We start from the raw sequence: 14,124 nt of genomic DNA, 5'->3' as shown, positions 1-14,124 counted from the left end.
GAATGCGCTGTGTCAGTCAACGAAGAGGTCGTCTGACACAGCGCATTCGCGAGCAAGCCCGCTCCCACAATTGGTTTTGGGTCAGCCCAAAATCAGCGTACCGCTGGCCACCAGCGTCGCATTCCCGCCAATCTTCACCCGCTCACCTTCCAGCCGACAGAACAATTCCCCGCCCCGCGCCGAGCGCTGGCACGCGGTCAAACTGGATTTGCCCAGACGTTTCGACCAGTACGGAATCAAGCTGCAATGCGTCGAACCAGTGACTGGATCTTCGTTGATACCAATCGCTGGAGCGAAATAACGCGAGACGAAATCGTGCTGATTGCCGCGCGCCGTCACGATCGCACCGAGCCACGGCAGTTTCGCCAGCGCGACCATGTCCGGCTTGCAGTCGAGCACCGCCTGCTCCGAGTCGAGCACCACGAACAACTCGTTGGAACCGAGCACATCCACTGCCTCGACGCCCAGCGCACGCTCGACATCCAGCGTCACGCCAATCTCTGACGGCACAATTGAAGGGAAGTCCAGCCACAGGCGATCGCCCTCACGACTGACACTCAACGGCCCGGACTTGCAGATGAAGTCCAGCCGCTCGGTGGTTTCCTTGTAGATCTCGAACAACACATAGGCGCTGGCCAGCGTCGCATGCCCGCACAATGGCACCTCGGTGGTCGGGGTGAACCAGCGGATATGCCACGCCGCGCCTTCGCGCACCACAAACGCGGTTTCCGCCAGATTGTGCTCGGCGGCGATCTTCTGCATCAGCTCATCCGCAAGCCATGCATCGAGCCGATAAACCATCGCCGGATTGCCACTGAACGGCCGATCGCTGAACGCGTCGACTTGATAAAACTCAAGCTGCATAACCTTCTCCCTAAGTCCGTGGGCAGAGCATGCAACGCGGGCCGGATCAGCGCCAGTGACAGAACCGGCCAATTTTCTGCATACAGCGATGAGCGTTACGCACGGCCGATATCGGCAAATTTGGCCTGGGTGTGCTCAGCCAGCACCGCCGGCGCCAGTTCGACTTCGAGGCCGCGTCGGCCCGCACTGACATAAATAGTCGCAAAGCCCTGAGCCGAGTGATCAATGAAGGTACGCAGGCGTTTTTTCTGCCCCAGCGGACTGATGCCGCCCAACAGGTAACCGGTGGAACGCTGCGCGGCAGCGGGATCAGCCATTTCGACTTTTTTCACCCCTGCAGCATGCGCCAGGCCCTTGAGGTCAAGGCTTCCGACGACCGGCACCACCGCCACCAACAATTCACCTTTTTCACTGGCGGCCAGCAGCGTCTTGAACACCTGAGCCGGCTCGAGCGCCAGCTTCTCTGCGGCCTCCAGCCCATAGGACGCAGCCTTGGGATCATGTTCGTAACTGTGCACGCGATGTTCGGCACGAACTTTTTTCAACAAGTCCAACGCAGGGGTCATGGCAGCTCCAGGCTCGGCATCAACAGAAAATCCTGCGCCGGATTCTAGGCCATCACCTCGCAAAAGGCTCTAGCGCAAGCCCCGTTTTTCGGGCTTTACAGGCGAATCACCGGGCTATCGCCGCAGTCACCCGCAGGATCATTCAACAGGTTGATAGTTTAATTGTGACCGATGGTTCACTTTCGACCTTTGACAGGTTTGTTTCTTGTCTATATTTTTTCGAATCTGAATAATGTAAGAATTATCATCACCGCAGCACCCAGCAGTAAACCGGGAACAGGATGGGGATCCTGCCTCGGCGAAAATCGCGCCTTGCCCTGACGGCAAATGCGCCAGACAACAACAAAAATCGAGGTTTTCAATGACAACTGCTATTCAGCAACCATCGCTTTCCGGCCAATGCCTGGCCGAGTTTCTGGGGACTGCACTTCTGATCTTTTTCGGCACCGGCTGTGTCGCTGCGCTCAAAGTCGCGGGCGCCAGCTTCGGCCTGTGGGAAATCAGCATCATCTGGGGCGTCGGTGTGAGCATGGCGATCTACTTGACCGCCGGAGTTTCCGGCGCGCACCTGAACCCCGCCGTGAGCATTGCCCTGAGCATTTTCGCCGACTTCGAAAAGCGCAAACTGCCGTTTTACATCCTGTCGCAGATTGCCGGCGCGTTCTGCGGCGCGCTGCTGGTTTACACGCTGTACAGCAACCTGTTCTTCGATTACGAACAAACTCACCAAATGGTTCGTGGTTCGGCTGCCAGCCTTGAGTTGGCGTCGGTGTTCTCCACCTTCCCCAATCCTGTGCTGTCGACTGCCCAGGCATTCCTGGTCGAGATGATCATCACCGCGATCCTGATGGGCGTGATCATGGCCCTGACCGATGACAATAACGGTCTGCCGAAAGGCCCGATGGCACCGCTGTTGATCGGTTTGCTGATCGCTGTGATCGGCAGTTCGATGGGCCCACTGACTGGTTTCGCGATGAACCCGGCTCGTGACTTCGGTCCGAAACTGATGACTTTCTTTGCCGGCTGGGGTGAAATTTCCTTCACTGGCGGCCGCGATATTCCGTACTTCCTGATTCCGATTTTTGCACCGATTGTCGGTGCCTGCCTCGGCGCTGCCGGGTATCGCGGGCTCATCGCCCGTCACCTGACCGGCGCCACACCTGCTACAAAGGATGCAGAACCGGCCATTGACGGCAAACCAAGAACTTCTTGAAACAGTCGGCGCGGGTTCCTGCCCAATTCGAGCCCGCGCCCCGGCCCACTCTCCCTTATTTCGTCCAAGGCAATCGACATGACCGACATTCAGAATAAGAACTACATCATTGCCCTCGATCAGGGTACGACCAGCTCCCGCGCGATCATTTTCGACCGCGACGCGAACGTGGTCTGCACCGCCCAACGCGAATTCGCCCAGCATTACCCGCAAGCCGGCTGGGTTGAACACGACCCGATGGAAATCTTCGCCACCCAGAGCGCGGTGATGGTTGAAGCGCTGGCCCAGGCCGGTCTGCATCACGATCAGGTGGCCGCCATCGGTATCACCAACCAGCGTGAAACCACCGTAGTCTGGGACAAGACCACTGGCCGTCCGGTGTACAACGCGATCGTCTGGCAGTGCCGCCGCAGCACCGAGATCTGCCAGCAGCTCAAGCGCGATGGCCACGAAGAATATATTCGCGACAACACCGGCCTGGTCACCGACCCGTACTTCTCCGGCACCAAGCTGAAGTGGATCCTCGACAACGTCGAAGGCAGCCGCGAGCGTGCGCGCAACGGCGAACTGCTGTTCGGCACCATCGATAGCTGGCTGATCTGGAAATTCACCGGCGGCAAGGTGCACGTCACCGACTACACCAACGCCTCGCGCACCATGCTCTTCAACATCCATTCGCTGGAGTGGGATTCGAAGATGCTGGAAATCCTCGACATCCCGCGCGAGATGCTCCCGGAAGTGAAGGCTTCTTCGGAAATCTACGGTCGCACCAAGAGCGGCATCGCCATCGGCGGTATCGCCGGTGACCAGCAAGCCGCACTGTTCGGCCAGATGTGCGTCGAGCCGGGCCAGGCAAAAAACACCTACGGCACCGGCTGCTTCCTGCTGATGAACACCGGCGACAAAGCGGTGAAATCGCAGCACGGCATGCTCACCACCATCGCTTGCGGCCCGCGCGGCGAAGTGGCTTACGCCCTGGAGGGTGCGGTGTTCAACGGTGGCTCGACCGTGCAGTGGCTGCGCGATGAACTGAAGATCGTCAACGACGCTCACGACACCGAATACTTCGCCAATAAAGTGAAGGACAGCAACGGCGTGTACCTGGTACCGGCCTTCACCGGTCTGGGCGCTCCGTACTGGGATCCGTATGCCCGTGGCGCACTGTTCGGCCTGACGCGCGGCGTGCGCGTGGATCACATCATCCGCGCCGCGCTGGAATCGATCGCCTACCAGACCCGCGACGTGCTCGACGCCATGCAACAGGACTCCGGCGAACGCCTCAAGGCCCTGCGTGTGGACGGCGGTGCGGTCGCGAACAACTTCCTCATGCAGTTCCAGGCCGACATCCTCGGCACCCAGGTCGAGCGCCCGCAAATGCGCGAAACCACCGCGCTGGGCGCAGCGTATCTGGCCGGTCTGGCGTGCGGTTTCTGGGGCAGCCTGGACGAACTGCGCGGCAAGGCTGTCATCGAGCGCGAGTTCGAGCCGAGCCTGGATGAAGTCGAGAAAGAGAAACTGTACAAAGGCTGGAAAAAAGCCGTCAGCCGCACCCGTGACTGGGCGCGTGAGGACGCTGAATAAGCCAACCTTCAGAGACTGATAGGCAACTAACTGGTCGGGAGGAGATTCCTGCGGCATCATGGGCAAATTTTGCACGGCAGCCCAAAGGAAGCCCCATGAATCTGCCTCCCCGTCAGCAGCAAATCCTCGAGCTGGTCCGCGAACGCGGCTATGTGAGCATCGAGGAAATGGCTACGCTGTTCGTTGTTACCCCGCAAACCATCCGCCGCGATATCAATCAGCTCGCGGAAGCCAATCTGTTGCGTCGCTACCATGGCGGCGCGGCCTATGATTCCAGCGTCGAAAACACCGCCTATGCGATGCGCGCCGACCAGATGCGCGATGAAAAACAACGCATCGGCGAAGCCATCGCCGCGCAGATCCCCGATCACGCCTCGCTGTTCATCAACATCGGCACCACCACCGAATCGATTGCCCGCGCCCTGCTCAATCACAACCATCTGAAGATCATCACCAACAACCTGCACGTCGCCTCGATGCTCAGTGCCAAGGATGATTTCGATGTGCTGCTGACCGGCGGCAGCGTGCGCCGTGACGGCGGTGTGGTGGGTCAGGCGAGCGTGGATTTCATCAACCAGTTCAAGGTTGATTTCGCGCTGGTGGGCATCAGCGGTATCGACGAAGACGGCAGCCTGCTCGACTTCGACTATCAGGAAGTGCGCGTCTCCCAGGCGATTATCGCCAATGCGCGGCAGGTGATTCTGGCGGCGGACTCCAGCAAGTTCGGGCGCAATGCGATGATTCGATTGGGTCCGATCAGCCTGATCGACTGCCTGGTGACCGATCAGCAGCCGGTGCCGGCACTGGCGCAACTGTTGAGCCAGCACAAGATTCGTCTGGAAGTCGTTTAAACCCTACTTGGCGCAGCTCCCCTGTGGCGAGGGAGCTTGCTCCCGCTGGGCTGCGAAGCGGCCCCAAAACCATCCAGCCCAATTCATCCAGCCACGCCTTGCGCACCGGATTTACGACGGCTGCGCCGCCGAGCGGGAGCAAGCTCCCTCGCCACAACAGTGCTTCAGCAAGTCTAAATGTTCGAAAATTTTCTTTTAGCCGCCCTTCGATGAGTTTTTTCAATCGAACGTGACTGGCTGTGCGCGTCTTTATGGGCTACCATTTTCGCAAATGAACATTTATGTTCGATTTCCAAGACAGAAAATCAAAAGAGCCCGAGGCCAGCCGATGTCCACCTCTACCTTGCGTACGCCCCCTATCGCCGAGATCTACGATGTTGCCGTTATTGGCGGCGGGATCAATGGCGTGGGGATCGCAGCGGATGCCGCCGGTCGCGGTCTCTCGGTGTTCCTTTGCGAAAAGGATGACCTGGCCAGCCACACCTCGTCGGCCAGCAGCAAGCTGATCCACGGTGGCCTGCGCTACCTCGAACATTACGAATTCCGTCTGGTGCGTGAAGCGCTGGCCGAGCGCGAAGTGCTGCTGGCCAAGGCGCCGCACATCGTCAAACCGATGCGCTTCGTGCTACCGCACCGTCCGCACCTGCGTCCGGCGTGGATGATTCGCGCCGGCCTGTTCCTCTATGACAATCTCGGCAAGCGCGAAAAGCTCCCGGGTTCGAAGAGCCTGAAGTTCGGTGCCGACAGCGCGCTGAAAAGCGAAATCACCAAGGGCTTCGAATATTCCGATTGCTGGGTCGATGACGCCCGCCTCGTCGTTCTGAACGCCATGGCCGCCCGGGAAAAAGGTGCCCACGTACACACCCAGACCCGTTGCGTCAGCGCCCGCCGCGCCAAGGGCCTGTGGCACCTGAACCTGGAACGCGCCGACGGCAGCCTGTTTTCGATCACTGCCAAAGCCTTGGTGAACGCCGCCGGCCCGTGGGTCGCCAAGTTCATTCGTGACGACCTGAAAATGGAATCGCCGTACGGCATCCGCCTGATTCAGGGCAGCCACATCATCGTGCCGAAACTGTACGAAGGCGATCACGCGCACATCCTGCAAAACGAAGATCAGCGCATCGTCTTCACCATTCCGTACCTGAACCACTTCACCCTGATCGGCACCACCGACCGCGAATACACCGGCGATCCGGCGAAAGTGGCAATCACCGACGGCGAAACCGATTACCTGCTGAAAGTGGTCAACGCTCACTTCAAGAAGCAGATCAGCCGCGACGACATTCAGCACAGCTACTCGGGCGTGCGTCCGCTGTGCAACGACGAATCCGACAACCCGTCCGCCGTGACCCGCGATTACACCCTGGCGCTGTCTGGCGGCGGCGAAGAAGCACCGTTGTTGTCGGTGTTTGGCGGCAAGCTGACCACCTACCGCAAACTCGCCGAGTCGGCGATGGCTCAGTTGATGCCGTACTTCACCCAGATGCGCCCGAGCTGGACCGCGACCGCGACCGCGACCCTGCCCGGCGGCGAAGACATGACTACCCCGCAAGCCTTGAGCGCGCAGATCCGCGACAAGTTCGACTTCGTCCCGACCGAGATCGCCCGCCGCTGGGCCACCACCTACGGCAGCCGCACCTGGCGCATGCTCGAAGGCGTCGAGTCGCTGAATGACATGGGCGAACACCTCGGCGGCGGTCTCTACACCCGCGAGGTCGATTACCTGTGCAGCGAAGAATGGGCCACCACCGCGCACGACATCCTGTGGCGCCGCAGCAAGCTGGGCCTGTTCACCACCCCGGCCGAGCAAGAGAAACTGGCGGCGTACCTGAGCAAGGTCGAGCAGAACCGCAAGATTGAAGCGGCCTGACGTTTACAGCGCTTGAAACGAAGCCCCTGAATCTGACGATTCAGGGGCTTTTTTGTTTATCCGCGCCGGACGCTTTACCTGTGGCGAGGGAGCTTGCTCCCGCTGGGTCGCGTAGCGGCCCCATTCATAAAAGCGGGCCTGCTGCGCAGTCCAGCGGGAGCAAGCTCCCTCGCCACAAAGGTCGCGCTACCGAAAACAACCGACGATTGATCGTTCGGTTTTCCGAACGCGACCTCCCGGTCGATTCGGATAACCGGATCAGTTTCAGCCAAAAACACCGACACAAAACTTTAATCACCTTAAAAATCAATCAATTAGCTGCCATAGACTGCTCTGGCACGACTCATGCTCTACACTCTCTCGACGAATGCCTGCCGTGCCAACACTTCAGGAGCCGTCAGGCATTCGAAGCACAAAAGGGCCGACGAACTGGCTCCATAAAAAAAACAATTCGAGGAAAATTTGATGCGCATCGTTCCCCATATCCTGGGTGCAGCCATTGCTGCCGCTCTGATCAGCACACCAGTTTTCGCCGCCGAACTCACCGGCACCCTGAAGAAAATCAACGATTCCGGCACCATCACGCTCGCTCACCGCGACAGCTCCATCCCGTTTTCCTACATCGCGGATGCTTCCGGAAAACCCGTGGGCTACTCCCACGACATTCAAGTGGCCATCGTTGAAGCCCTGAAAAAAGACCTGAACAAGCCAGACCTGCAGGTCAAGTACAACCTGGTGACCTCGCAAACCCGTATCCCGCTGATCCAGAACGGCACCGCGGATATCGAGTGCGGCTCCACCACCAACAACGCCGAACGCGCCCAGCAAGTCGACTTCACCGTCAACATCTTCGAAATCGGCACCCGTCTGCTGGTCAAGAAAGACAAGGATGGCAAGCCGTCCTACGCTGACTTTGCCGACCTGAAAGGCAAAAACGTCGTGACCACCGCCGGCACCACGTCCGAGCGCATCATCAAAGCGATGAATGCCGACAAGCAGATGGGCATGAACATCATCTCCGCCAAAGACCACGGCGAATCCTTCAACATGCTGGAAAGCGGCCGCGCCGTTGCCTTCATGATGGACGACGCGCTGCTGGCCGGTGAAGAAGCCAAAGCCAAGAAGCCGACTGACTGGGTCATCACCGGTACTCCACAGTCCTTCGAAGCCTACGCGTGCATGGTTCGCAAAGACGACCCGGCGTTCAAGAAGGCTGTCGATGACGCCATCGTCGCCCTGTACAAATCCGGCGAGATCAACAAGATCTACAGCAAGTGGTTCGAGAGCGCGATCCCGCCAAAAGGCCTGAACCTGAACTTCCCGATGAGCGACAAGGTGAAAGAGCTGATCGCCAATCCAAGCGACAAGCCTGCGCCTGACGTAAAAATCTGATTCCTGACTAACCTGTCGTCTGAGGGAGCAACCTCCCTCAGACGTCTGTTACTACCTGCTGGCTTTACAGTGGAACACTCGACCTGGCGGTTTTCGAGCCGATCGCGTGTGCCCGGCGTTCAACGTCGGACGGGAAAGGATCTTCCCCAAGCGGGTGCTTGTACATCGATCGATTTCGAGGGGAGACCCTAATGAATTACAACTGGGACTGGGGCGTGTTCTTCAAGTCCACCGGCGTGGGCAGCGAGACTTATCTCGACTGGTTCATCTCCGGACTGGGCTGGACCATCGCCATCGCTGTCGTGGCATGGATTATCGCCTTGCTGCTGGGCTCCGTTCTTGGGGTCATGCGCACCGTACCGAGCCGCCTCGTGTCGGGCATCGCGACCTGCTACGTCGAACTGTTTCGCAACGTGCCGCTGCTGGTTCAGCTGTTCATCTGGTACTTCCTGGTACCCGACCTGCTGCCGCAGAACCTGCAGGACTGGTACAAACAGGATCTGAACCCGACCACCTCGGCCTACCTGAGCGTCGTCGTGTGCCTGGGCCTGTTCACCGCCGCCCGGGTCTGCGAGCAAGTGCGCACCGGCATCCAGGCGCTGCCACGCGGCCAGGAATCCGCCGCCCGCGCCATGGGTTTCAAGCTGCCGCAGATCTACTGGAACGTGCTGCTGCCCCAGGCCTACCGCATCATCATTCCGCCGCTGACCTCGGAATTCCTCAACGTCTTCAAGAACTCCTCCGTGGCGTCCTTGATCGGCCTGATGGAACTGCTGGCGCAAACCAAGCAGACCGCCGAATTCTCGGCCAACCTGTTTGAAGCCTTCACCCTGGCCACGCTGATCTACTTCACCCTGAACATGAGCCTGATGTTGCTGATGCGCCTGGTCGAGAAGAAAGTCGCAGTGCCCGGCCTGATCTCCGTGGGGGGTAAATAATGGACTTCGATTTCAGCGGCATCATCCCCGCGATCCCGGGCCTGTGGAACGGCATGGTCATGACCTTGCAGTTGATGGTCATGGGCGTGGTCGGCGGCATCGTGCTGGGGACCATCCTCGCGCTGATGCGCCTGTCGTCGAGCAAACTGCTGTCGCGCGTCGCCGGCGCCTACGTGAACTACTTCCGCTCGATCCCGCTGCTGCTGGTGATCACCTGGTTCTACCTGGCGGTGCCGTTCGTGCTGCGCTGGATCACCGGCGAAGACACCCCGATCGGCGCGTTCACCTCCTGCGTCGTGGCCTTCATGATGTTCGAAGCCGCGTACTTCTGTGAGATCGTCCGGGCCGGCGTGCAGTCGATCCCCAAAGGCCAGATGGCCGCGGCCCAGGCGATGGGCATGACCTATGGCCAGACCATGCGTCTGATCATCCTGCCCCAGGCGTTCCGCAAGATGACCCCGTTGCTGCTGCAACAGTCGATCATCCTGTTCCAGGACACCTCGCTGGTCTACACCGTGGGTCTGGTGGACTTCCTCAACTCCGCCCGCTCCAGCGGCGACATCATCGGTCGTTCCAACGAGTTCCTGATCTTTGCCGGTGTCGTCTACTTCATCATCAGCTTTTCCGCCTCGCTGCTGGTCAAGCGTCTGCAAAAAAGGTTTGCCGTATGATCTCCATCAAGAACATCAACAAGTGGTATGGCGACTTCCAGGTGCTGACTGATTGCAGCACCGAGGTCAAGAAAGGCGAAGTGATCGTGGTCTGCGGTCCGTCGGGCTCGGGCAAGTCGACCCTGATCAAGTGCGTCAACGCGCTGGAGCCGTTCCAGAAAGGCGACATCGTTGTCGACGGCACCTCGATTGCCGACTCCAAGACCAACCTGCCGAAACTGCGTTCGCGCGTCGGTATGGTGTTCCAGCACTTCGAGCTGTTCCCGCACCTGACCATCACCGAGAACCTGACCATCGCGCAGATCAAGGTGCTGGGCCGCAGCAAGGAAGAGGCGACCAAGAAAGGTCTGCAACTGCTTGATCGCGTCGGTCTGTCGGCGCATGCCCACAAGCACCCGGGGCAACTGTCCGGCGGCCAGCAACAGCGTGTGGCGATTGCCCGCGCGCTGGCGATGGACCCGATCGTCATGCTGTTCGACGAACCGACCTCGGCGCTCGACCCGGAAATGGTCAACGAAGTGCTCGACGTGATGGTGCAACTGGCGCAGGAAGGCATGACCATGATGTGCGTGACCCACGAGATGGGCTTCGCCCGCAAAGTGGCTGACCGCGTGATCTTCATGGACGCCGGCAAGATCATCGAAGACTGCCCGAAAGAGGAGTTCTTCGGCGACATCAGCGCCCGCTCCGAACGCGCGCAGCATTTCCTCGAGAAAATCCTGCAGCACTAAAAGCAACACACTGAACTCTGTGGTGAGGGAGCTTCTGTGGTGAGGGGATTTATCCCCGATGGGCTGCGAAGCGGCCCCAGCATTCCAAAGTCAGACCGCATGCAATGGTTTGACGACTGCTGCGCAGCCGATCGGGGATAAATCCCCTCGCCACAGGTTCCGCGCTCGAACAAACCAGGATGCTGTTAGCCATGCTGGTTGACCCAAGGCAACTGTGATGAAATGCGACCCCAATCTCTATCGCGCAGCGCCGCCATCACTTGCCGTGAAGCCCCGTCTGATTCGCCATCTGTTCCTGCCGCCGCTGATCATCATCCTGATGATCGGACTGGGTTACATCGGCTTCTGGACCAGTGAACATTTCGGCATCCGCAGCCTCAGCGAAAACGGCCAGCGTCAGCTCGAACTGCACGCGCGCACGGTCGAAAGCGAGATCAGCAAATACACCTACCTGCCCAGCCTGCTGGAACTGGAAACCAGTGTCCCGCAACTGCTGGCCGACCCGACCCCGGAACACCGGCAGACGGTCAATGCTTACCTCGAAGGCCTGAACCGGCGCAGCCGCAGTCGGGCCATCTACGTCATGGACACCACCGGCCGCGTGATGGCCACCAGCAACTGGCGCGACGTCGACAGTTACCTCGGTGAAGACTTGTCCTTTCGCGCCTATTTCCAGAAAGCCGTGCGCGGCGAGCCCGGACGTTTCTACGGGATCGGCAGCACCAGCGGCGAGCCCGGTTACTACCTCGCCCATGGCCTGGAAGAACACGGCAAGATCATCGGCGTCGCCGTGGTCAAGGTGCGCCTCGAAGCGCTGGAAGAGCGTTGGCAACGCGCCCGCCTGGAAGCCTTCGTCAGCGACGAGAACGGCATCATCATTCTTTCCAGTGATCCGGCGCGACGCCTCAAGTCCGTAGTACCGCTGAGTGATGAAACCAAAGAAAAACTCGCGCGCAGTCTGCAGTACTACTGGTTCCCGCTCAACGAACTGCAACCGCTGGCCCGCGAAACCCTCGCCGAAGGTGTAGAGAAACTGACTTTCCCGGCCAACAGCGAACTGAGCGCCGATGACGACAGCATCAGCTATCTGGCGCAGACCCGGCCGCTGAGCGACACACCGTGGAATTTCACCCTGCTCACGCCATTGCAGGACTTGCGCCGTGAAGCGATCAACCAAGGCATTCTGGTGGCGGTGGCCTTCGCCCTGGTGGCGTTCCTGCTGATCGCCTGGAACGAACGGCGCAAGGTCATCGCCACCCGCCTCGCCGCTCGCGAAGCCTTGCAGGAAGCCAACAATCAACTGGAGCGTCGGATTACCGAACGCACCGGCGATCTGCGCGCCAGCAACGAACGGCTGAAGAGCCAGATCCGCGAACGGCGCCAGGCCGAGGAAACCCTGCGCCGCGCTCAGGACGAACTGGTGCAGGCCGGCAAACTCGCGGCCATCGGCCAGATGTCGACCAGCATCGCCCACGAACTGAACCAGCCGCTGGCGGCGATGCGCACCCTGTCCGGCAACACCATTCGCTTTCTGGAACGCGGCCAGCTCGACGTCGCCAGCACCAACCTCAAGACCATCAACGACCTGATCGACCGCATGGGCCGGATCACCGCCAGCCTGCGCTCGTTCGCCCGGCGCGGCGACAACGAAGGCCAGGCCAGTCTCGGCAAAGCCGTGGACGCCGCCCTGCAACTGCTCGGCGCACGGGTCGAGAGCATGGCGCTGCAACTGCACCGGCAGTTCAGCGACGTGCAGGTGCAGATCGACCAGACCCGCCTCGAACAGATTCTGGTCAACCTGATCGGCAACGCCCTCGACGCCATGCAGGCGCAACCCGCGCCGCAGCTGTGGCTGGAAGGCGAAGAGTTCAACGGCAAATATCGCCTGCGGGTGCGCGACAACGGCCACGGGGTCGACGCCGAAGCGCGCAAGCATCTGTTCGAGCCGTTCTTCACCACCAAACCCGGCGAACAGGGGCTGGGCCTCGGCCTGACCCTTTCCGCCAGCCTCGCTGCCGCCACCGGCGGGCATCTGGGTGTCGAACACCCGGCCAGCGGTGGCACCACCTTCGTCCTCAGTTTACCGTTGGTAAGCCCTACTCCTGCCGAGCCAATATGAACCACGACCTTAGTGTGCTGATCGTCGAAGACGACCCCCATGTGCTGCTCGGTTGCCAGCAGGCGCTGACCCTGGAAGACATTCCCTGCATTGGCGTCGGCAGTGCCGAAGAAGCGCTGGAGCGGGTCGGCGACAACTTTGCCGGGATCGTCATCAGCGACATTCGCCTGCCCGGCATCGATGGCCTGGAACTGCTGACCCGCCTCAAGGCGCGCGACCGCAGTTTGCCGGTGGTGCTGATCACCGGTCATGGCGATATCTCCATGGCGGTCGGTGCGATGCAGAAAGGCGCTTACGATTTCATGGAGAAACCGTTCTCGCCGGAGCGTCTGGTGGATGTCGCTCGTCGCGCGCTGGAGCAACGCAGCCTCGCCCGCGAAGTCTCCTCGCTGCGTCGGCAACTGGCCGAACGCGACTCCCTCGAAGGCCGGATCATCGGGCGCTCGCCAGCCATGCAGAACCTGCGCGAGCTGATCGCCAACGTCGCCGACACTTCGGCCAACGTATTGATCGAAGGCGAGACCGGCACCGGCAAGGAACTGGTCGCCCGTTGCCTGCACGACTTCAGTCGTCGGCATGCCAAGCAGTTCGTCGCGCTGAACTGCGGCGGCCTGCCGGAAAACCTCTTCGAAAGCGAGATCTTCGGCCACGAGGCCAACGCCTTTACCGGTGCCGGCAAACGGCGCATCGGCAAGATCGAACACGCCGACGGCGGCACGCTGTTCCTCGATGAAGTGGAAAGCATGCCCCTGCCGTTGCAGATCAAATTGCTGCGCGTGTTGCAGGAACGCACCCTCGAACGCCTCGGCTCGAACCAGAGCGTGGCGGTGGATTGCCGGGTGATTGCCGCGACCAAATCCGACCTCGACGAAGCGAGCAAGGCTGGCGAGTTTCGCAGCGACTTGTACTACCGCCTCAACGTGGTGACGCTGGAACTGCCGCCGCTGCGCGAACGCCGTGAAGACATCCTGCAACTGTTCGAACACTTCACCCAGCAGTCGGCGCTGCGTTTCGACCGCGCCCTGCCGGAGCTGGACAACCAGACCCTGTCGAACCTGATGAGCCACGACTGGCCGGGCAACGTGCGCGAACTGCGCAACGTCGCCGAGCGTTTTGCCCTCGGCCTGCCGGCGTTCAAGAAGTCCGGCGCCAGCAGCGGCGGTCAAGGTCTGGCGTTCGCCGAAGCAGTCGAAGCCTTCGAGCGCAACCTGCTCAACGATGCCTTGCAACGCAGCGGCGGCAACCTGACCCAGGCCAGTCTCGAGTTGGGCATGGCCAAGACCACGCTGTTCGATAAAGTGAAAAAGTACGGGTTGAGCCACTGATGG

12 protein-coding genes are annotated in these 14,124 nt (G+C 60.4%); 10 read left to right on the top strand and 2 right to left on the bottom strand.

Annotated features, from left to right (window positions below; all coding sequences use genetic code 11):
* Nucleotides 1-81 precede the first annotated feature (81 nt).
* Both NTD85_RS11925 and ybaK read right to left on the bottom strand, forming a co-directional pair.
* Nucleotides 82-864 (bottom strand): PhzF family phenazine biosynthesis protein, encoded by a 783-nt coding sequence (locus NTD85_RS11925; protein WP_262142243.1) that lies wholly within the window; start codon nt 862-864, stop codon nt 82-84.
* A gap of 95 nt (nt 865-959) precedes the next feature.
* Entirely contained in the window at nt 960-1,430 is a 471-nt protein-coding gene (gene ybaK, locus NTD85_RS11920) for a Cys-tRNA(Pro) deacylase (RefSeq protein ID WP_201136698.1), read from the bottom strand.
* Nucleotides 1,431-1,791: 361 nt separating this feature from the next.
* On the opposite strand from ybaK, the gene NTD85_RS11915 reads away from it, so the two are divergent.
* The 10 genes from NTD85_RS11915 (at nt 1,792) to NTD85_RS11870 (ending at nt 14,121) form a co-directional block, all read left to right on the top strand.
* On the top strand, nt 1,792-2,643 hold the full coding sequence (locus NTD85_RS11915) for an MIP/aquaporin family protein (RefSeq protein ID WP_003227742.1): 852 nt from the start codon (nt 1,792-1,794) through the stop codon (nt 2,641-2,643).
* Nucleotides 2,644-2,721: 78 nt separating this feature from the next.
* Complete coding sequence (glpK, locus tag NTD85_RS11910) at nt 2,722-4,224, top strand: glycerol kinase GlpK (protein ID WP_003227744.1); 1,503 nt, start codon at nt 2,722-2,724, stop codon at nt 4,222-4,224.
* 95 nt (nt 4,225-4,319) lie between these two features.
* Nucleotides 4,320-5,075 carry a DeoR family transcriptional regulator gene (locus tag NTD85_RS11905; RefSeq protein ID WP_262142242.1) on the top strand — a complete coding sequence of 252 codons (756 nt, stop codon included), beginning with the start codon at nt 4,320-4,322 and terminating at the stop codon, nt 5,073-5,075.
* 328 nt (nt 5,076-5,403) lie between these two features.
* Nucleotides 5,404-6,945, top strand: coding sequence for a glycerol-3-phosphate dehydrogenase (gene glpD / locus NTD85_RS11900; RefSeq protein ID WP_262142241.1), 1,542 nt, complete (start codon nt 5,404-5,406; stop codon nt 6,943-6,945).
* A 465-nt stretch (nt 6,946-7,410) separates the two neighbouring features.
* Nucleotides 7,411-8,337 carry a glutamate/aspartate ABC transporter substrate-binding protein gene (locus tag NTD85_RS11895; RefSeq protein WP_262142240.1) on the top strand — a complete coding sequence of 309 codons (927 nt, stop codon included), beginning with the start codon at nt 7,411-7,413 and terminating at the stop codon, nt 8,335-8,337.
* Between the two features lie 191 nt (nt 8,338-8,528).
* Entirely contained in the window at nt 8,529-9,275 is a 747-nt protein-coding gene (locus tag NTD85_RS11890; protein WP_003227754.1) for an amino acid ABC transporter permease, read from the top strand.
* Nucleotides 9,275-9,946: an amino acid ABC transporter permease gene (locus tag NTD85_RS11885; RefSeq protein ID WP_003227756.1), complete on the top strand. Its 672-nt coding sequence runs from the start codon at nt 9,275-9,277 to the stop codon at nt 9,944-9,946. The genes NTD85_RS11890 and NTD85_RS11885 overlap by 1 nt, the downstream gene beginning before the upstream one ends.
* Complete coding sequence (locus tag NTD85_RS11880) at nt 9,943-10,677, top strand: amino acid ABC transporter ATP-binding protein (protein WP_003227758.1); 735 nt, start codon at nt 9,943-9,945, stop codon at nt 10,675-10,677. Before NTD85_RS11885 ends, NTD85_RS11880 begins: the two co-directional genes overlap by 4 nt.
* A 217-nt stretch (nt 10,678-10,894) precedes the next feature.
* A complete protein-coding gene (locus NTD85_RS11875; RefSeq protein WP_003227760.1) occupies nt 10,895-12,796 on the top strand; it encodes a sensor histidine kinase in 1,902 nt (633 codons plus the stop codon).
* Nucleotides 12,793-14,121, top strand: coding sequence for a sigma-54-dependent transcriptional regulator (locus NTD85_RS11870; RefSeq protein WP_003227762.1), 1,329 nt, complete (start codon nt 12,793-12,795; stop codon nt 14,119-14,121). The genes NTD85_RS11875 and NTD85_RS11870 overlap by 4 nt, the downstream gene beginning before the upstream one ends.
* The last annotated feature ends 3 nt before the right edge of the window (nt 14,122-14,124 follow it).

The organism is Pseudomonas sp. 13B_3.2_Bac1, from assembly GCF_025466205.1.
GTDB lineage: Bacteria > Pseudomonadota > Gammaproteobacteria > Pseudomonadales > Pseudomonadaceae > Aquipseudomonas > Aquipseudomonas fluorescens_H.
The sequence above is the reverse complement of the archived record's forward strand: the minus strand, read 5'-3'. Positions and strand labels throughout refer to the sequence as shown.